The following is a 17,689-nucleotide window of genomic DNA, read 5'->3' on the forward strand; positions in this document are numbered from 1 at the left end:
GGACGGGGCCCTCGTGCGTGTCAGGGGTGCGCGGGGTCAGTCGCCGATCTCGCTGGTGCCGGCGTACAGGTGCAGCACCGGGACCTGCAGGTGCTCGCGGGCTCGCGACGCCCAGTCGGAGCGGAAGGTGTCCGCGACCACGTGCGGGTAGGTGACGACGACGACGTCCTGCACGCCCTCCGGGCCGCCCTGGGCGGCGACGGCGGCGCTGAGCGAGGGCAGCGGGTCCTCCTCGGTGACCGTGCCCTCGGCGGTGGCCCCGGCCGCCCGCAACGCCTGGAGGGACCGCTCGAGGCGCTCGGCGGCGGTCACCCGCGCCTGCTCGGGCGTGGGTTCCTTGCCCACGAGGTCCTGCCCGGCCTCGCGCAGCTCGCCCACCCACAGGTGGTCGATGATCGCGGCGACCACGTTGCGGTCGGTGTCCGAGGGGACGAGCACGCGGTAGCGCTCGGCCTGCTCGTCGTGCAGGGACAGGATGTGCGCCACGTCGGCGTCGGTGAGGGCGTCCTCCGTGAGGACGACGGTCGTCGGCATGCCAGCACCGTAGCCACCCGGCGCCGTGGATGCGAGGCCAGGGCCGTGGTTCAGCGCAGGAGCCAGCGCGCCAGCAGCGTGCCCGTGCCCGGGGCGTGGAGCAGGTGCCCGAGCCGGGCGGGCGTGGCCGGCGAGGCCGGGATCCCGGCCGGCGGCGGCTCCTCTCCGGGAGCGCCGGCGGGCGAGGCGGCGACGATGCGGGAGGGGCCGGGACCCACGAGGCACGGGCTGGTCGTGACGCACAGCTCGTCGACCAGGCCGTCCGCGAGCATGGCGGCGAGCAGCGTCGGGCCGCCCTCGCACAGCACGCGTCGCAGCCCCCGGTCGGCGAGTGCGGCGAGACCGGCGCGCAGGTCCACCTCGTCGGGGTCGTGCGCCGACGACACCGTGAGCACCCGGTCGGCGGGGACCATCCGGCTCGCCGTCCGCGCGCCCGCCTCGCCGGTGAGGACCAGCGGCGGCCGGCCGCCGTCGGCGAGCTGCTGCGGCACCCGGCCGGAGCGCGTGACCAGCGCGAGCTCGAGGGGGCGGTCGTTGACGGCGGGGAGGTCGCGCGGACGGTCGAGGGCCGTGTAGCCCTCGTGCCGGGCCGTGCCCGCCCCGACCAGCACCACGTCGGCCGCGGCACGCAGGACGCGGAACACGCGCCAGTCGGCGTCGTCGTTGATCGAGCCGGACAGGTGGTCCGGGCCCCACGCGCCGCCGTCGACCGTGCTGACGAAGTTCGCCCGCAGCCACCCGCCGGTCCCGGTGCCCTCGTCGTACAGCGCGCCGAGCCGACGCTCGGTGGGGTCGGGGGGCAGGTGCTCCGGTCCCGGGACGAGCAGGTCGAGGGGCGTCGTGGCAGATCTCACAGCGGCCAGCGTACTGACGCGGCGTAGCCTTGACGGTCGTGACGCTCACGCAGGACGAGGACCGGGACCAGGACACGGGCGCGGGTGCGACGCCCCCCGCGCGGGACGGCGCTGTGCCGTCCCTGTCGGCGGTGCGTCCCACCGTCTCCCCGGACCGGCTGCTCGCCGACCTCGTGCCGCCGCGCCACTTCGCGCAGGCCCGCTTCTCCACCTACCGCGCCGACCCGGCCCACCCGAGCCAGACGACGGTGCCCGCCCGGCTGCAGGAGGTCGCGCGCGAGATCGTGGCGCCGCGGTCGTCCGGGCTGAAGGCGCTGTTCGGGCGGCGCCGGACGGTGCCCGCCGTGTACATGGACGGCGGCTTCGGCGTCGGCAAGACGCACCTGCTGACGTCGCTGGCCCACGAGGTCACCGCCGAGCTCGGCGCGGGGTCGGTCGCGTACGGCACCTTCGTCGAGTACACGAACCTCGTGGGCGCGCTCGGCTTCCTCCCGACCGTGGAGGCGCTCGCGACCCGCCGGCTGGTCTGCATCGACGAGTTCGAGCTCGACGACCCCGGCGACACCGTGCTGATGTCGCGCCTGCTGCGCGAGCTCGCGGACCGTGACGTCGCCCTCGCCGCGACGTCGAACACGCTGCCCGAGGCGCTGGGCGAGGGCCGGTTCGCGGCCGAGGACTTCCTGCGCGAGATCCAGGCGCTCTCCTCGCGCTTCGAGGTGCTGCGCGTGGACGGCGAGGACTACCGCCACCGCGCCGTCGTGACCGGGGCGGCCCCGCTCGCGGCCGACGTCGTCGCGCGCGCGGCCGCCGACCGTCCCGGCGCGGTCCTCGACGAGTTCGACGCGCTGCTCGCCCACCTCGCGACGGTCCACCCGAGCCGGTACGGCGCGCTGCTCGACGGCGTGGAGCTGGTGGCGCTCACCGGCGTGCACCCCGTGCAGCGCCAGGAGGTGGCCCTGCGGCTCGTGGTCCTCGTCGACCGCCTCTACGACCGCGACGTGCCGGTGCTCCTCGCCGGGGACGGTGCGCAGCACCTGTTCTCCGAGGAGATGTTGCGCGGGGGCTACCGCAAGAAGTACTTCCGGGCCCTGTCGCGCCTCGGCGCCCTGGCGGAGGAGGGCCGGCGCCTGACGGCGTGAGGCCTGCCCGCGGCGCGAGCCGCTACTCCACCGGGCCGGAGTGCAGCACGGCGGGGGCCCGCGGAGGGATCCGCAGGACGCCGTCCGTGAGGGTGGTCCCCTCGGGGTCCCACGCGGCCACGAGCTCCATGTCGGCCGGGAGCGACGAGACGTCGACGTCCGCCGGCTCCGTGCCCGTCACGAGCGCGACGGCGGTGCGACCGCGGCGTCCGACGAGCGCCGTCCCCGCCGTCCGCACCTCCACGGGCAGGTCGCGGTCCGCCGACGCGGCGGGGCGCAGCGACAGCAGCCTCCTGGTCCAGTCGACGAGCCGCCGTGCGCAGTCGTCCCGCGCGGGCACGGGCACGTGCTCGGTGTCGAGCACCGGCGGGGTCCCGGCGAGGATCGCGAACGTCAGCAGGCAGGCCCGGTCGTCGTCGGTCACGCCCGGGGCCTGGCGGTAGGCCTCGCCCGCGTCGGGCGTCCACGGGACGGAGCGGTTCGCGGCGGGCAGGCGCGTGAGGTCGCGCACGAGCACGGCGGACGCCCGCTGCGTGGCGCGGTGCGCGCGCCGCAGGCTCGGCGGGCGCCACGGGGCGGTCGTCGGGGGGAACACCTCGTGCGCGAGCCGGCGCAGGTCCTGGACGGGGTCGGCGTCGCCGGGCGCGGCGAGGATGTCGTGCACGACGGTGGTGAGCCGGTCGCTGCGCCCCGGCCCGTCGACGAGGAGGTGCAGCCGGCGGCCGAGCTGCTCGCCGAGGTGGTGCACGTCCTCCGCGAGCTCCCCGAGGAACGGGACGGCCGAGCGGTCCACGAGCGCCTCGACGTCGAGCAGCAGGCCGTCCACGTGGAAGTCGCGCAGCCAGCGCTCGGCGTCGGCCACGAGGAAGTCGCGAGGGCCGCGGCTCCCGCTGCCGTCGAGGTTGATCCGCGGGCTGTCGGAGCCCGGCGGGCCGGGCCGGGCGCCGGTGCGCGGCCCGATCCGCGAACCGGTGGCGTAGGGGCCGAACGCGTGCAGGCCGAGGTCGTCGGCGACGGCCCACCGGTGCGGCGCGTCCAGGACGACCGCGAGTCCGCACCGGTGCGCGCGGTCCACGAACCGGTGGAGCGCGGCGGGACCGCCGAGCGGCTCGTGCACGGCGAACAGGCGGACGCCGGCGGCCGGGCCGCGGTTCGGGTCGTACGCGGCGACGGGGGAGAGCTCCACCCCCACGACGCCGGTCGCGGCGACGTCCTCCAGCAGGTCGGCGGCCGCGTCGAGCGTGCCCGCGGCGGTGAACGAGGGCAGGTCGACGCGCAGCAGCGCGCCGGCGTCGAGGTCCGCGCCCCGCCAGGCGCCGTCCGTCCAGCCGAACTCCTGGTCGAGCACCCGCGACGCGCCGTGGATCCCGCACGGCAGCCAGGCGCTGCAGGGGTCGGGCACGGGCGGTCCGCTGTCGACGGAGAAGAGGTAGTCGGTGCCGGGCGTGAGCTCGGCGTCCGCGCGCCAGTAGCCGGGCTCGTGGGCGCCGACGAGCCGGAGGGGCAGCCGGGACCCGGACGCCGGCAGCACGACCTCCACGGTGTGCGCCCGCGGCGCCCACAGCAGCGGACGGGGCCCCGGCCAGCGGTCCCGCGCCCGGGGGAGCGGGGGAGGGGTCCCGGGTGCCGCCCTGTCGGCGAGGCCTGCATCGGCAGCGGTCACGGCGGCCACTCTAGCCACCGGGAGCAACCTTCGCGGCCCCGCGTCCGGGTGCCGGATGTCGCGGGCGACCGTGCCGCGCAGCGCCCGTCCGGCCGTCGTCCGGGGCGCGTGCAGGGTCCGGCGACGCCCGGAGGGGAACCCAAAAAATAGTGTGCCAAGCGCGGGCGTCGTACCCCGCCGGCTGCTAGACCTTGGCCATGAGCACGGATGGCACAGGCACCCGACCCACGGTGCCGGTGGACAGGTTGGACGAGTCGATCGCCTCGCAGGCCAGGCTGGCACCCCGGCGGCGCCCGCTGGACGATCGCGACCGGGACGCCAGGTCCGGGGGAGACGCGGCGAAGGCGCCGGCGTCGCTCTCCGCGGCGGAGCTCGGCCCCATCGAAGGCGCCTCGAGCGGAGTCTCCTGGGACGACCCGGACGAGCTCTGACGGAGCGCCCGCGTCGACGCCGACGGCGAGGGCCGCCGGTGGTCGCGTGGCGTCAGCGGGGAAGGCGGTCCGCGCCGACGGGGACCAGCCGCGGCATCCCCGCGGGCGCCACGCGGCTCAGCGCGACGTAGCGCGCCTCGGCGCGGTGCAGCCTGATGTGCTCGTCGAGCGTCCAGTCCGGCCCGTTGGTCAGGACCATCCCGCAGGAGCAGTCGATCTCCACGGCCCCGCCATGGCCGTGCCGGACCTGCCCCACCGTGACGTGCGACGCCCGGGCGTGCGCCTTGGCGCGGTGCATCGTCGCGGAGACCGGGTCGGGAGCGGTCGGCGGCTCGTCGACGGGGGCGGGGAGGGGCTGATCCACGCGGGCGAGCCTAGTGCGTGTGCGCGATCCCGAGCTCGTGCATCCGCTCGTGCTCCTCGCGCGCGGCCTGACGCGCGGCGATGCGCGCCTGCACCTCCTCGCGGCGCAACGGGGGCACGGTCTTCGGTGGCTGCCGGCGCTCGGGGAGCTCGCCGAGCAGGCGGGTGACGATCTCCGCGATCTCCGCCGTGGCCTGCTCGCACGGTTCGCGCGTGGCGGCGCTCGCCGAGCGCTGCACGCCCGTCACCTTGCGGACGAACTGCTCCGCGGCGGCCAGGATCTCCTCGTCGGTGGCGGGCGGCTCGAGCCCCCGCAGGGTCGTGATGTTGCGGCACATGCTCTCGACGCTACGCCGTGGGGGTGACGACGGCGACACCCGGGGCGCGAGCGGCCCGAGGGCAGAGGACGCGAAAGGCCGCCCCGGGCGAACCGGGACGGCCTCGATCTGGTGGGCGATACTGGGATCGAACCAGTGACCTCTTCCGTGTCAGGGAAGCGCGCTACCGCTGCGCCAATCGCCCGTGCGGCTGCTGCGCTCCCCGTGCGGGAAATGCAGAGCTCGGAGCGGATGACGGGACTCGAACCCGCGACCCTCACCTTGGCAAGGTGATGCTCTACCAACTGAGCCACATCCGCGCGACCGGGTCGTTCAGGACGGCTGTCCTGGCCTCCCGGCGCCTGAGGAACATTACTCGACCTTCGGCGCGCTGGTCCAATCGCGACCGTGTGACCTGCGACGCTGCCGTCCCTCCAGCCGTCGGACGGACCGAGCTGACCCTGGCCGGGGCTCCGGGAACGACGAAGCCCCGGCCGGGGATCCCGGTCGGGGCTTCGTGATGCTGGTGGGCGATACTGGGATCGAACCAGTGACCTCTTCCGTGTCAGGGAAGCGCGCTACCGCTGCGCCAATCGCCCGTGCTGCGAGGTGGGTACGGGATTCGAACCCGTGTATACGGCTTTGCAGGCCGCTGCCTCGCCTCTCGGCCAACCCACCTTGAGACGTGCTCTCCCGACGCTCATGGTGAGTCGATCAGAGAGTGGGCCTCCGAGCGGATGACGGGACTCGAACCCGCGACCCTCACCTTGGCAAGGTGATGCTCTACCAACTGAGCCACATCCGCGCGGCCAGGAACCAGGACACCCTGCGGTGCCCGCCGTTCTGGCGCGCCCCAAACATTAGTGGACCCCTGGCGGTCCGTCCAATCGCCCCCGCCGGGGTGTCCGCGCAGGACCCACTAGCGTGCTCGTGTGCACGAGCCGACCTCCTGGGCCACGTTCGCGGGCCGCCGTGCGACGCGCGCCGTCGAGTGCGTCGACCTCTCCGAGCAGCCCGAACGGCTCGACTCGGGGCTGTGGTTCGTCGTCGTCGACTTCGAGGCGGCCCTGGGGCGCGACGGCGTCACGCGGCCGGGCGGTCGGGCCCGTGCGTGGCGGTTCGCCGACGTGGCTCCGCACGGGGGCTCCGCGGAGGCCGGGAGCGACGCGGGGCGCTGGCACGGGCCCGCGCCGTCGGCGTGGACCAGCTCGCTCGACCGGGACTCCTACGTCCGAGCCGTGGCGACGGTCCGCGAGCAGGTGCGGAGCGGCGACGTCTACCAGGTCAACGTCTGCCGGGTGCTGTCCGCCCCGCTGGCCGCGACGGGCGCGGGGGACGTCGTCGAGCCCGACGCCGCCGCCCTCGCCGCCCGGCTGGCCGCGGGCAACCCCGCGCCGTACGGGGCCGCGGTGCACGTGCCCGCCGCCAGCGGGCTCGACCCCGTGTGGGTCGTGAGCGCGTCGCCCGAGCTCTACCTGTCGCTCGACGTCGCCGACGGCGGGACGCTGTCGCTCGCCTCGGGCCCCATCAAGGGCACGGCGCGCACGCCGTCCGGGCTCACGGCCAAGGACCGCGCCGAGAACGTGATGATCACCGACCTCGTGCGCAACGACCTGCAGCGCGTGTGCCGTCCCGGCACGGTCGAGGTGACCGACCTGCTCGCCGTGGAGAAGCACCCCGGCCTGGTCCACCTCGTGTCGCGGGTGCGCGGCGAGCTGCTCGACGGCGCCCCCGGGACCTGGGCGCGGGTGCTCGGGGCCACGTTCCCGCCGGGCTCCGTCTCGGGCGCGCCGAAGTCCTCCGCCCTGCGGCTGATCGCCGAGCTCGAGCCGACCGCCCGCGGCCCCTACTGCGGCGCCGTCGGCTGGGTCGACGGCGACGCCGGGCGGGCCGAGCTCGCCGTCGGGATCCGCACCTTCTGGTGGGAGGACGAGTCCGGCGGCGGCGTGCTGCGGTTCGGCACCGGCGCCGGGATCACCTGGGGGAGCGACCCCGAGCGCGAGTGGGACGAGACGGAGCTCAAGGCGAGCCGGCTGGTAGGGCTCGCGTCGTCGGGTGGATGAGTCGTCACACCACGAGGCTTCGCACCGATGAGTCCCCGTGCCCGGCGCCGTCTGCCCGTGCATGACTCAGGTGACGTGCGACATCGGGATCTCGCTGGACAACGTCTCGGCGGGGGTGAACCAGTCGCTCACGCAGCCCTTCGGTGACGGCGTCGGCGGCGGCGAGCGGCTGCACGCGTGGATGTTCGAGCACGCGGAGGACCATCGGGCGGAGCTCGACGCGATCACCGCGGCGGGCGCGTTCGTCATGGGGCGGAACATGTTCAGCCCCGGCCGCGGGCAGTGGGACCTCGGCTGGCGCGGCTGGTGGGGCGAGGACCCGCCGTACCACGCGCCCGTCTTCGTCCTCACGCACCACGAGCGCGACCCGATCGAGATGCAGGGCGGCACCACGTTCCACTTCGTGACCGGCGGGCCGCGGGAGGCGTTGGAGCGGGCACGCGAGGCGGCCGGCGACCGGGACGTCTCGGTGGCCGGCGGTGCGACGACGGTCAACCAGTTCCTCGCCGAGGACCTCATCGACGAGCTGCGGCTGCACGTGGCGCCCGTGGTGCTCGACGTCGAGGGGGTGCGCCTGTTCGAGGGCGTGGGGACGCGCGAGCTGCGCACGGTGGCCGCGCGGGTCACGCCCGAGGTCACGCACCTGGTGCTGCGGCGCTGAGCGCCGGCCGGCGCGGTCACGACACACGGTCACTCCGGGATGTTCCCCGTCTCGTGGCCGAGCAGGTACGGCGTCGTGACGCCCGCGTACATGAGGTGCGCCACGAGACCCTCGGTGGCGTGGGGCAGGTTGTGGCAGTGGTCCATCCAGATCCCCGGGTTGTCCGCGAGGAACGCGACGTCGTAGACCTCGCCGTCGGCCACCTCGAGCGAGTCCGTCCACCACGGGCTGCCGCTCGCGGGCACGCCGTCGCGGGACAGCACGACGACGTGGTGGCCGTGCAGGTGCATCGGGTGCGGGCCGCCGCTGCGGTTGTCGATCCGCATGCGCACGACGTCGCCCTGAGCGACCTCGAACATCGGGACGTCCGGGTACGTGTGGCCGTTCACCGTCCAGTGCATGCCCGGCTTCCCGTCGAGGAAGCCCGGCGCCCGGCCGATGACGTAGTCGAAGGTGCGGTCGGCCGCGTCCGGGTCCAGGCCGAGCGGCGCCGGAGTCCCGTACGCGAGGAGGTCGAGGGTCGCCGTCGGGCGACGTGTCGGGGAGGAGGTCGTCGCACCGTCGGGCCCGACGACGACGGCCGAGGCGCCGCCGAGCTCGACGCGCGCCGCAGAGCCGTCCGCCGGCGCCACGACGAGCAGGTCCGCCCGCCCGCCGGCCGGGACGACGACCGCCTGGTCGCGGACCTCGGGCGGGCCGTGCACGTCGGTGCCGTCGACGGCGAGGAGACGGAACGACGCTCCGCTCACCCAGACGGGGAGGACGCCGTTGTCGCTGTTGATCACCCGGACGCGCGCCGCCGTGCCCGGCGGGACGACGACCGGCAGGTCCCCGGCCGCCCCCTGCACCGTGCGCACGGCCCCGTACCGGTGCACCAGGGCGGGGACGTCGACGGCGCCCTCCAGGAGCCGCGCGACCTCGGAGCCGCCCGCCGGCGACGCGTCCCGTGCCGGGGACACGACCACCGCCCCGAGCAGCCCCTTGCGCACCTGCTCGTGCGAGACCTGGTGCGAGTGGTACCAGTAGGTCCCCGCGTCGGCGGCGACGAACCGGTACGTGTGCGAGCCGCCGACGGGCACGGCGTCCTGGGTGACTCCCGCGACGCCGTCCGCCGCGTTCGGCACGTCGATCCCGTGCCAGTGCAGCGTGGCGCCGCCCGGCACGCTCTCGTTGACGAACGTCACCTCCACCAGGTCGCCCTGCGCGGCGCGCAGCGTCGGGCCGGGGGTGGACCCGTTGACCGTGTACGCGTCGGTCGCGGTACCGGGCGCCAGCTGCACGCGCTCGGCGCGCGCCGTGAGGGTGATGGTGACGTCGGGCGGACCGGGCGGCGCCACCAGCGCGTCGACGCTCGTGGCCGCGGGGGCGCTCCCGCCGTCGTGGCCGGCGTGCCCCTCGAGCGACGTGACGCGCGGCCCGCTGCCGCGCTCGAACGCCCCCGCCTCGGTGACCGAGAACCGTCCGGGCGCCCGGCTGGTCTGCCAGAGCAGCAGGAGCGGCACCAGGACGGCCGCCGCCACCAGCCCGGCGACGACGCGCCGCAGGACCGGTGAGCGGTCGGCCGTCATGGTGTCCGGGTCAGGGTGCGACGCCGTCGGCCGCGAGACCCGGGGCCGCGGCGGCGGGCGCCTCGCGCACGGCGCGGCCGCGCGCCGCCACGCGCCAGCCCGTGTAGAGCGCGACGCCGAACAGGAGCAGCGCGTTCACGCCGTGCAGGCCCCCGAGGAACGGCATGCTGTGCCCGCCGATGCCGAGCACGACCTGCAGCGCCACCAGCAGGAGGATCGCCAGCCCCCAGCGCCAGGCGCCGCGCACGCCGGCGAAGAACGACGCGACGAACGTCAGGAGGGCGATGACGGGCAGCACCATCATCCCGGTCATGCCGTGCAGCAGCATGCCGGTCTGCTCGGGGAAGACCTCCTCGCCGGCGAACACCTGCTCCATCGCGGCCTGGTCCATGACACCGCCGTCGTCGATGTAGAGGCCCATACCGGCCACCGCGTAGACGATCACGGCCGCCTGGACGACGACGCCCGCCGCCACGACGTACGCGAGCACACGGAACACCTGTCTCATGCCGATCACCTCGATCGTGCGTGGGCCGCGTGTCGCGGCCCGTTCTCTGATGGTGAGACGGCCGCCGCGCCACCGCTACGAGCGCTCGGGGTGAACCGGGGGTGAACTCGACCGCCCGGGGCGACACCGTCCGCGCGTGAAGTCGGGCACACTGGCCCCATGAGTCTGGTGATCTGGGCGGAGGGCCGCCTCGTCGGACAGGGGGAGGCGGCGCTGAGCGCCGTCGACCACGGCATCACGGTCGGGGACGGCGTCTTCGAGACCTGCACCGTCTTCGACGGCCGGGCGTTCGCGCTGACGCGACACCTGCGACGGCTCGAGCGCTCCGCCACCGGGCTCGGCCTCGCCGCCCCGGACGAGCAGAAGGTCCGCGACGGCGTCACGGCCGCCCTCGCCGAGGCCGTGCGCCTCGACGGCGCGTTCGACGGCCGCCTGCGCATCACCGTCACCGCCGGCGTCGGCCCCCTCGGCTCCGGCCGTGTCGACGCCCCGCAGACCGTCGTCGTCGCGGCGCAGCAGTCGGCCATGGCGCCGACGTCGCGGTCCGCGCGCTCGCCCTGGCCCCGCAACGAGCGGTCCGCCGTCGCCGGGCTCAAGACGACGTCCTACGCCGAGAACGTGGTGGCGCTCGCGGACGCCGTGGCCAAGGGCGGCGACGAGTCGATCCTGCCCAACACCGTCGGCGACCTGTGCGAGGGAACGGGCTCGAACGTCTTCGTGGAGCGCGACGGCGAGCTGGTCACCCCCACCCTCGACGCGGGCTGCCTGGCCGGGATCACCCGCGCCCTCACGCTCGAGTGGGCGGCGGAGGAAGGCCTGCCCGTGCGCGAGGCGAAGGACGGCGAGCTGCCGTTCACCGTCCTCGACGAGGTGACGCAGGGGAGGGCGCAGCTCGCGCTCACGTCCTCGGGGCGCAACGTCCAGCCGGTCGTGTGGCTCGACGGCGCCGACGTCGAGGTGGGAGAGGTGTCGCGCGCGGCGCGCGAGCTGTTCGAGCGGAACTGCCGCGAGCGCCTCGACCCCTGAGTGCCCGTGGCGCCGGTTTGGTCCGCCGCCCGATCTGTGGCTAATATCGTCCACGCACCGGGCGATTGGCGCAGTGGTAGCGCGCTTCGTTCACACCGAAGAGGTCACTGGTTCGAACCCAGTATCGCCCACGCGTGACGAAAGGCCCCCTGACCAGCGGAAACGCTGGAAAGGGGGCCTTCATCGTGAGGGCTGTGGGCCAATCCGCACCGCTCTGACCTGCGGTGATGGCCGGCCCAGCGTACGGAGCACGAATTCCAGTATCGTCCAGCCGCTGACCTGCGAAGGCGTGGAGCCGATACGTCCGGCACCCGCCCGACGGGGCCCGGCTCCCTGGTCAGGACCCGAGCAGCTTGGCCTTCTGCGCGGAGAACTCCTCGTCGGTGAGGACGCCGCTGTCACGCAGCCGGCCCAGCTTCTCCAGCTGCGCGATGACGTCGGAGCCGTCGGCCGCAGGTGCGGGCGCGGGCGGCGGCGCGTACTGCGGCTCCGCGTACTGCTCCTGCGCCGCCCAGCGGCCGGCCTGACGTCGTGACACCCGGTTCGACACCGCGGTCGCCGTCCCCGCGACCACCGCGGTCCGGGCGACCCCACGTAGCAGTCCCATCTCGATCCTCCTCGCTCGTTCCGTGCGGTCGTCGGCGTGGACGGCCGGGCTCAGTCGGGCGGCTCCGACTCGAGCCCGTCGAGCGCCGCGACGATGTCGGCGACCGGGATGCGGCCGCTGTCGACGACCTCGGCGCCGGCCTCGCGCATGGCGGCGACGAACGGTCCCGCCCACGTGTTCTCGTACACGAGCATCCCGACGGCGCTGCCGGGTTCCACGAGGGAGGCGCCGCGCGCGAGGTCGTCGTCGTCGAGCAGCCCCGACGTCGCCCCCTCGAACACCGCGAGGTCCAGCTGCCCGTCGTTGTCGAGGTCCGTGAGCGCGACCCCGACGACACCAGTGTCGGTCACCTTCGCGACCCGCAGGTCGAGGATCCGGATGATCCCGCGCTCCACGAGGTCCAGGAGCGCGGGGAGCCCCTTGCCCTGCAGCCTGGCGCCGGGAAACTCCAGCACGAGGTAGTCGATCGGTCCCACCTGCTGCTCGGTCATCGGGGTCCTCCTGCGGCGAGGCCGGCCTGTCGTTCGCGGCCCGGGCGGCCGCGCCCGACAGGCTGACACCGTCCCGGGTGGTCGCACCCCACCCCGGGCGGGGTGGAGCGTCGCCACCCCGGTCGCCCGCAGCATCGGTCGAGGGGAGCCACCGCCCAGTCCCGCTACCCAGTCCCGCCGCCCAGTCCCGCCGCCCAGTCCCGCCGCCCAGTCCCGCCGCCCAGTCCGCCGCCCTCTCGGAGCCGAGCATGACCTTCACCGATCGCGGACCGACCTCGCTCGACCCCGTCTCCGCCGAGACGCGGGACGTGGCGGGCGCCTTCGGCGTCGACCCCGCCCGCGGCCTGTCGGCCGACGAGGCGCGGGCGCGGCTCGCCTCCCACGGGCGCAACGAGCTCGCGGCGCGGGCCCGCGAACCCGGGTGGCGGGCGTTCCTGCGCCAGTACCAGGACTTCATGCAGGTCGTGCTGCTCGTCGCCGCCGCGGTGAACCAGGTGGTCACGGGGGACACCGGCACGACCGTCGTGCTCACCGGCCTGACGGTGTTCAACGCCGTCATCGGCCTGCGGCAGGAGGCGAAGGCCGAGGAGAGCGTCCGGGCGCTGGCGCAGATGATGCGGACGGTCTGCCGGGTGCGGCGGGACGGCCGGGCGGCCGAGATCGACGCGGCGGAGCTGGTACCGGGGGACGTCGTCCTGGTCGAGGCCGGCGACCGTGTCCCCGCCGACGGGCGCCTGTGGGTGGCGGCCGCGCTCGAGGTCGAGGAGGCCGCGCTGACGGGAGAGAGCCTGCCCGTCGCGAAGTCGGTCGACCCGGTGCCCGGCGCCGCGGTGCCGCTCGGCGACCGCGTCTGCATGGTGTTCATGAACACGGCGGTGACCCGGGGGCGCGGTGAGCTGATCGTCACCGCCACCGGGATGGGTACCGAGATCGGGCACATCGCCGGCATGCTGGCCGGCACCGACCCGGCGCGGACGCCGCTGCAGCGTCAGCTCGACGCGCTGTCCAGGATCATCGCGACGATCGCGGCCGTCGCCCTGGTGCTGGTGGTGATGCTGGGCCTCGCCCAGGGGCAGTCGTTCGACACGCTGTTCGTCACCGGCGTCGCGCTCGCCGTGGCCGCCATCCCGACCGGCCTGCCCGCAGTGGTCACGGCGCTTCTGTCCATGGGCACCCGCGAGATCGCCCGCCGGCACGCGATCGTCAAGCGGCTGCCCGCGGTCGAGACCCTCGGCTCGACGTCGGCGATCTGCTCGGACAAGACCGGCACCCTGACGCTCAACAAGATGACCGCCCGCCAGGTCGTCGTCCCGGGCCACGGCCGCTTCACCGTCACGGGCGAGGGCTACTCCACCGAGGGGGAGATCCGGCACGTGGGGGGACAGCGGATCGACCTCGACCCCTACCTGCTGCCGATGGTGCTGTGCGCGGACGCCGTGCTGGACGGCGAGGACCTCGTGGGCGACCCCACGGAGGGTGCGCTGATCGTGCTCGGCGCGAAGGGCGGCCTCGACGTCGCGGGCACGCGCGCGGCGCTGCCCCGGGTCGCGGAGGTGCCGTTCGACTCCGCGTACAAGTTCATGGCGACGTTCCACGAGGTCGTCGCCGACGGGCGGGCGGTCGTGCGCTGCTACGTCAAGGGCGCGCCGGACGTGCTGATCGCCCGGTCCACGGCCGTCCTGCGGCCGGACGGGACGGTGACCGCCCTGACCGACGACGAGCGCCGGCGCGCGCTCGCCGCCAACGACGACATCGCCTCCGCGGGCGAGCGCGTGATGGTGGTCGGCCGGCGGGACCTGGAGCCGGGGGCGCTCGAGGGCGCCGGACCGGGCGACCTCGTCCGTCTCGTCGACGGGCTGACCCTGCTGGCCATGGTCGGCATCGTCGACCCGCCACGCCCCGAGGCGAGGGCGGCCATCGCCGAGTGCCGTGGGGCGGGCATCCGGGTCCGGATGATCACCGGCGACCACGCCACGACGGCCGCCGCGATCGCCGCGGAGCTCGGCATCGAGGGCCGAGCCGTCACGGGCCGCGAGTTCGCGGCGACGAGCGACGAGCGCCTGCTGGGCGAGCTGGACGAGATCGGCGTGGTCGCGCGCGTCGCGCCGGAGGACAAGGTCCGCCTGGTCCGTCTCCTCCAGCAGCAGGGCGAGGTGGTCGCGATGACCGGGGACGGGGTCAACGACGCCCCCGCGCTCAAGACGGCCGACATCGGCGTCGCCATGGGCATCACGGGCACGGAGGTCTCCAAGGAGGCCGCCGTCATGGTGCTCACCGACGACAATTTCGCCACCATCGTCGGCGCGGTGTCCTACGGCCGGGCGCTCTACGACAACCTGGTCAAGTACCTGCGGTTCCAGATGTCGACGCTCGTCGCGTACATCGCGATCTTCCTCGGCGCCGGCACCCTGGGGATCGCGGGCGGGGTGCCCCTGAACCCGCTGCAGATCCTGTGGCTCAACATGGTCGTCGACATCCCGCTCGCGATCGCGCTGGGGTTCGACCAGCCCGCGCGAGGGCTGATGTCGAGGGCGCCGCGGCCCGTGTCCGCCCCCGTGATCGCGCGCGCGGGGTGGGTCCGGCTCTGCGCGCAGGGCCTCGTCATGACGGTGGGCTCCCTGGTCGCCTACGAGGTCGGCGACGGGCAGGGCGGCGCGGTCGTCGCGACGACCATGCTGCTGACCACGCTGTCGCTGTTCCACCTCGCCGGGGCGCTGCTCTCCCGCGACCCGGAGGGCACGATCTTCGACCGCGACGCCCTGCCCGGGGCGGTCCAGCTGCGCCGGTACGGCCTGGCGCTGCTCGCGATCGTGGCGGTGACGGGCCTCGACCTGCTCGCCCGGATCTTCGGCGCCACCGAGCTGACGTTCGCGCAGTGGTGCATCAGCGTCGGGCTCGCCTTCTCGCTCGTCCTCGTCGAGGAGCTGTGGAAGCTCGTCGCGCGCCGCCGCACGGCCCGGAGGAGGTCGTGATGGCCGCCGTCCCGACGTACGACGCCGCGCAGCTCGCGGGCGTCCTGGCGATCCTGCCCGACGTGGACGCCGTCGAGCTCAAGCTCACCGTCCCGGACGACGACCAGCGCTCGGCCGTCCGGGCCCTGGGCATCGACCCGCTCGACGCCGTCGTGCGGCAGGTCGCGTTCGTCGAGACCCCGGACCTGCGGCTGTCGGCAGCGGGAGTGGTGGTCCGCGCCCGCCGGACGCAGCGCAAGCCCGGGGACCTCACCGTGAAGCTTCGCCCGATGCTCCCGGCGGACGTGCCCGCGGACCTGCGGGACCGCGACGGGTTCAAGGTCGAGGTGGACGCTTCGCCGGCCGGCTACACGTGCTCGTGCTCCCTGACGGTCGAGGTGCCGGACCGCAAGGTGCGGAGGCTGATGGAAGGCACGCGTGCCCAGTCCGACCTGCTCGCCGATTCCCAGCGCGCGCTGCTGCACGAACGGATGCCGGCCGGCGTCGGCCTCGCCGACCTGTCGGTCCTCGGCCCCGTCAACCTGCTCAAGTGCCGGTCCACGCCACCCGGGCACCGGCGGCGGATGGTCGCCGAGCTGTGGGTGCTCCCGGGCGGCGGCCGGATCCTCGAGCTGTCGACGAAGGCGCCGCCCGACGAGGCGTTCCAGGCCGCCGCGGAGACGAAGGTCCTCCTCGCCGGGCACGGCATCGACCTGACCGCCCCGCAGGAGACGAAGACCCGGTCGGCGCTCGCGGCGCTCGCCGCGGAGCGGGCAGGGAACGACGCCGGGGCGGGAGACTGACCGGTCCGGCTATGCCGCGGGACCCCGTACGCCGACCGGGCGGGTCGGCAGCAGCCTCGTCAGGAGGACCGCGACGGCGGCCAGCACCGACAGGACCGCCAGGCTGGTGCGCAGCCCGTCGATCCGCGCGGCAGCGTTCTCCTCGACCACGGCGTCGACCTGCTCGGGCGGCAGCCCGGCCTCGGTGAGGCCGTCGTCCAGCTGGGCGTCGGACACGAACGGGATGCCGCCGGCCAGCTGGACCGTGGCGGAGGCCACCAGCTCGTCCGGCACCGCGGGGTTGTCGTCGACGCCGGCCAGGAAGCTCGCCGTGAGCGCGCCGATCAGGACGGACCCGGCCAGCGCGGTGCCCAGCGACGCCCCGAGGTTCGTCGAGGTGTTCTGCAGCCCGCCGACCTCGCCGCTGAGCCGGTCCGGGACGGCGGACACGGTCACGGCGCCGAGCTGTGACGCCAGCGCGCCCACCCCGAGACCGGCGAGGAGCAGCGGCACGGAGACGATCTCGGGTCCTGTCCCGACGTCGAGCGCCAGCACCAGCGACACGATCCCGGCGAGCAGGGCGACCAGCCCGACCGTGACGACGCGGCGCGGCGAGGCACGCGGCCACAGCTTCGGGACGGCGACCGCGGCGAGCAGGAGCGCCACCGACAGGGGCAGCAGCCGGAGCCCGGTCTCGAACGCGCTGAGCCCGAGCGCCACCGACAGGTAGAGCGGGATGGTGAAAAACAGCCCGGCCTGGAGCAGGAACTGGAAGCCGAACATCACGAGGCCGCCGACCAGTCGGGAGTTGCGCAGCAGGGTGACGTCGACCAGCGGCTCGCGGCCCCGCGCGGCGCGCCGGCCCTGCCACCAGAAGAACACCCGCAGCACCAGCAGGCCGGCGACGATGAGCCACAGCGTGGGGGAGACGCCCCCGAGGCCGGGCGCGTCGGGCTTCGCGCGGATCCATCCCCACTCGCTGGAGCGCAGCACGCCGAACACCGCCGTCCCGAGGCCGACTGCCGACAGCACCACACCGACGAGGTCGATCCGCGACCGGGCGGCCGGCGTCGCGTCCGCGATCCGGCGGGTGAGCGCGAGGATCGCGAGGACCACCACCACCTCGCCCGCGAAGACCAGGCGCCAGGTCCAGTACGTCGTCACCGCGCCGCCGATCAGCGGGCCGGCCGCGACCGCGATCGCCCCGGCGGAGGCCACCAGGCCGTAGGCGCGGGGCCGCGCGTCGGGCGGAAAGTTGGAGGCGACCAGGGCGACGATGGCGGGCATGATCAGGGCGGCGCCGAGCCCTTCGAGCACCGACCAGCCCAGGATCAGCACCGCCAGGCTGGGCGCGAGGGCGGTGGTCAGCGATCCGGCGCCGTAGATCACGCAGCCGACGGCGAACGCCTTGCGGCGGCCGACCATCGTGCCGATCTTGCCGCCGGTGATCATCATGGTGGCCATCACCAGGGTGTAGAGGGTGATCGCCGTCTGCACCCCCGTCACGGTGGTCCCGACGTCGTCGGCGACCTGGGCGATCGAGACGTTCATGACCGAGCTGTCCAGGGTCATGAGGAACTGGCCCGACGCGAGGGTGAGGAGCACGACGCTCCGCTCGCGAGCTTGGCGGCCGGTCGCGGGTCCCGTGGTCATCGCCCCGTCCTCCCTGCCCCTCCTGCACCCCGGGCCGTGCGGGCGCCTGGCCGCAGCATCGGTCCCGACCGGGTGGGC

Annotated in this window: 17 protein-coding genes and 6 tRNA genes; 8 read left to right on the forward strand and 15 right to left on the reverse strand. The window is 74.8% G+C overall.

Annotation, left to right across the window (positions count from 1 at the left end; all coding sequences use genetic code 11):
- Positions 1-36 precede the first annotated feature (36 nt).
- Entirely contained in the window at positions 37-534 is a 498-nt protein-coding gene (locus ACFUVW_RS06880; protein ID WP_430570586.1) for a hypothetical protein, read from the reverse strand.
- Positions 535-584: 50 nt separating this feature from the next.
- Entirely contained in the window at positions 585-1,388 is an 804-nt protein-coding gene (locus ACFUVW_RS06885; RefSeq protein ID WP_430570587.1) for a dihydrofolate reductase family protein, read from the reverse strand.
- 113 nt (positions 1,389-1,501) lie between these two features.
- Between ACFUVW_RS06885 and zapE the strand changes: the two genes are divergently transcribed.
- Complete coding sequence (gene zapE, locus ACFUVW_RS06890) at positions 1,502-2,527, forward strand: cell division protein ZapE (RefSeq protein WP_430570609.1); 1,026 nt, start codon at positions 1,502-1,504, stop codon at positions 2,525-2,527.
- Positions 2,528-2,549: 22 nt separating this feature from the next.
- Here the strand turns inward: zapE and ACFUVW_RS06895 are convergent, their stop codons facing one another.
- The gene (locus ACFUVW_RS06895; RefSeq protein ID WP_430570588.1) at positions 2,550-4,190 is read right to left on the reverse strand and encodes a hypothetical protein; all 1,641 of its coding nucleotides are present in this window, start codon (positions 4,188-4,190) and stop codon (positions 2,550-2,552) included.
- 197 nt (positions 4,191-4,387) lie between these two features.
- On the opposite strand from ACFUVW_RS06895, the gene ACFUVW_RS06900 reads away from it, so the two are divergent.
- Positions 4,388-4,621: a hypothetical protein gene (locus tag ACFUVW_RS06900; RefSeq protein WP_429729703.1), complete on the forward strand. Its 234-nt coding sequence runs from the start codon at positions 4,388-4,390 to the stop codon at positions 4,619-4,621.
- A 52-nt stretch (positions 4,622-4,673) separates the two neighbouring features.
- Here the strand turns inward: ACFUVW_RS06900 and ACFUVW_RS06905 are convergent, their stop codons facing one another.
- The 7 genes from ACFUVW_RS06905 to ACFUVW_RS06935 form a co-directional block, all read right to left on the reverse strand.
- Positions 4,674-4,985 carry a hypothetical protein gene (locus tag ACFUVW_RS06905; protein ID WP_430570589.1) on the reverse strand — a complete coding sequence of 104 codons (312 nt, stop codon included), beginning with the start codon at positions 4,983-4,985 and terminating at the stop codon, positions 4,674-4,676.
- Between the two features lie 10 nt (positions 4,986-4,995).
- Positions 4,996-5,322, reverse strand: a complete 327-nt coding sequence (locus ACFUVW_RS06910) for a DUF2277 domain-containing protein (RefSeq protein WP_430570590.1) — start codon at positions 5,320-5,322, stop codon at positions 4,996-4,998.
- 109 nt (positions 5,323-5,431) lie between these two features.
- Positions 5,432-5,506 (reverse strand) — tRNA-Val (locus ACFUVW_RS06915).
- A 42-nt stretch (positions 5,507-5,548) separates the two neighbouring features.
- Positions 5,549-5,621 (reverse strand) — tRNA-Gly (locus ACFUVW_RS06920).
- 204 nt (positions 5,622-5,825) lie between these two features.
- A tRNA-Val gene (locus ACFUVW_RS06925) sits at positions 5,826-5,900 on the reverse strand.
- An 8-nt stretch (positions 5,901-5,908) separates the two neighbouring features.
- Positions 5,909-5,979, reverse strand: a tRNA-Cys gene (locus tag ACFUVW_RS06930).
- Between the two features lie 54 nt (positions 5,980-6,033).
- A tRNA-Gly gene (locus tag ACFUVW_RS06935) sits at positions 6,034-6,106 on the reverse strand.
- Between the two features lie 127 nt (positions 6,107-6,233).
- Between ACFUVW_RS06935 and ACFUVW_RS06940 the strand changes: the two genes are divergently transcribed.
- A complete protein-coding gene (locus ACFUVW_RS06940; protein WP_430570591.1) occupies positions 6,234-7,364 on the forward strand; it encodes a chorismate-binding protein in 1,131 nt (376 codons plus the stop codon).
- 61 nt (positions 7,365-7,425) lie between these two features.
- Positions 7,426-8,025, forward strand: a complete 600-nt coding sequence (locus tag ACFUVW_RS06945; protein WP_430570592.1) for a dihydrofolate reductase family protein — start codon at positions 7,426-7,428, stop codon at positions 8,023-8,025.
- A gap of 29 nt (positions 8,026-8,054) precedes the next feature.
- On the opposite strand, the gene ACFUVW_RS06950 is transcribed toward ACFUVW_RS06945, so the two are convergent.
- Both ACFUVW_RS06950 and ACFUVW_RS06955 read right to left on the reverse strand, forming a co-directional pair.
- On the reverse strand, positions 8,055-9,593 hold the full coding sequence (locus tag ACFUVW_RS06950; protein WP_430570593.1) for a multicopper oxidase family protein: 1,539 nt from the start codon (positions 9,591-9,593) through the stop codon (positions 8,055-8,057).
- 10 nt (positions 9,594-9,603) lie between these two features.
- A complete protein-coding gene (locus ACFUVW_RS06955) occupies positions 9,604-10,101 on the reverse strand; it encodes a hypothetical protein (protein WP_430570594.1) in 498 nt (165 codons plus the stop codon).
- 159 nt (positions 10,102-10,260) lie between these two features.
- Between ACFUVW_RS06955 and ACFUVW_RS06960 the strand changes: the two genes are divergently transcribed.
- Positions 10,261-11,127, forward strand: coding sequence for an aminotransferase class IV (locus tag ACFUVW_RS06960; RefSeq protein WP_430570595.1), 867 nt, complete (start codon positions 10,261-10,263; stop codon positions 11,125-11,127).
- A 59-nt stretch (positions 11,128-11,186) separates the two neighbouring features.
- Positions 11,187-11,258 (forward strand) — tRNA-Val (locus ACFUVW_RS06965).
- 206 nt (positions 11,259-11,464) lie between these two features.
- Here the strand turns inward: ACFUVW_RS06965 and ACFUVW_RS06970 are convergent.
- Both ACFUVW_RS06970 and ACFUVW_RS06975 read right to left on the reverse strand, forming a co-directional pair.
- Positions 11,465-11,734, reverse strand: coding sequence for an SHOCT domain-containing protein (locus tag ACFUVW_RS06970; protein WP_430570596.1), 270 nt, complete (start codon positions 11,732-11,734; stop codon positions 11,465-11,467).
- A 50-nt stretch (positions 11,735-11,784) separates the two neighbouring features.
- Complete coding sequence (locus ACFUVW_RS06975) at positions 11,785-12,225, reverse strand: DUF6325 family protein (RefSeq protein ID WP_430570597.1); 441 nt, start codon at positions 12,223-12,225, stop codon at positions 11,785-11,787.
- Positions 12,226-12,473: 248 nt separating this feature from the next.
- Between ACFUVW_RS06975 and ACFUVW_RS06980 the strand changes: the two genes are divergently transcribed.
- Positions 12,474-15,197: a cation-translocating P-type ATPase gene (locus ACFUVW_RS06980; RefSeq protein ID WP_430570598.1), complete on the forward strand. Its 2,724-nt coding sequence runs from the start codon at positions 12,474-12,476 to the stop codon at positions 15,195-15,197.
- Positions 15,197-15,979 carry a hypothetical protein gene (locus ACFUVW_RS06985; RefSeq protein ID WP_430570599.1) on the forward strand — a complete coding sequence of 261 codons (783 nt, stop codon included), beginning with the start codon at positions 15,197-15,199 and terminating at the stop codon, positions 15,977-15,979. The genes ACFUVW_RS06980 and ACFUVW_RS06985 overlap by 1 nt, the downstream gene beginning before the upstream one ends.
- A 9-nt stretch (positions 15,980-15,988) precedes the next feature.
- On the opposite strand, the gene ACFUVW_RS06990 is transcribed toward ACFUVW_RS06985, so the two are convergent.
- Positions 15,989-17,611 (reverse strand): MFS transporter, encoded by a 1,623-nt coding sequence (locus ACFUVW_RS06990; protein ID WP_430570600.1) that lies wholly within the window; start codon positions 17,609-17,611, stop codon positions 15,989-15,991.
- Between the last annotated feature and the right edge of the window lie 78 nt (positions 17,612-17,689).

Source organism: Isoptericola sp. NPDC057391, from assembly GCF_042668085.1.
Lineage (GTDB): Bacteria > Actinomycetota > Actinomycetes > Actinomycetales > Cellulomonadaceae > Isoptericola.

Coding starts and splice junctions, on each gene's coding strand:
- ACFUVW_RS06880 (WP_430570586.1), bottom strand. CDS start 534: ATGCCGACGACCGTCGTCCTCACGGAGGACGCCCTCACCGACGCCGAC.
- ACFUVW_RS06900 (WP_429729703.1), top strand. CDS start 4,388: ATGAGCACGGATGGCACAGGCACCCGACCCACGGTGCCGGTGGACAGG.
- ACFUVW_RS06910 (WP_430570590.1), bottom strand. CDS start 5,322: ATGTGCCGCAACATCACGACCCTGCGGGGGCTCGAGCCGCCCGCCACC.
- ACFUVW_RS06945 (WP_430570592.1), top strand. CDS start 7,426: ATGACTCAGGTGACGTGCGACATCGGGATCTCGCTGGACAACGTCTCG.
- ACFUVW_RS06950 (WP_430570593.1), bottom strand. CDS start 9,593: ATGACGGCCGACCGCTCACCGGTCCTGCGGCGCGTCGTCGCCGGGCTG.
- ACFUVW_RS06955 (WP_430570594.1), bottom strand. CDS start 10,101: ATGAGACAGGTGTTCCGTGTGCTCGCGTACGTCGTGGCGGCGGGCGTC.
- ACFUVW_RS06960 (WP_430570595.1), top strand. CDS start 10,261: ATGAGTCTGGTGATCTGGGCGGAGGGCCGCCTCGTCGGACAGGGGGAG.
- ACFUVW_RS06970 (WP_430570596.1), bottom strand. CDS start 11,734: ATGGGACTGCTACGTGGGGTCGCCCGGACCGCGGTGGTCGCGGGGACG.
- ACFUVW_RS06975 (WP_430570597.1), bottom strand. CDS start 12,225: ATGACCGAGCAGCAGGTGGGACCGATCGACTACCTCGTGCTGGAGTTT.
- ACFUVW_RS06980 (WP_430570598.1), top strand. CDS start 12,474: ATGACCTTCACCGATCGCGGACCGACCTCGCTCGACCCCGTCTCCGCC.
- ACFUVW_RS06985 (WP_430570599.1), top strand. CDS start 15,197: ATGGCCGCCGTCCCGACGTACGACGCCGCGCAGCTCGCGGGCGTCCTG.
- ACFUVW_RS06990 (WP_430570600.1), bottom strand. CDS start 17,611: ATGACCACGGGACCCGCGACCGGCCGCCAAGCTCGCGAGCGGAGCGTC.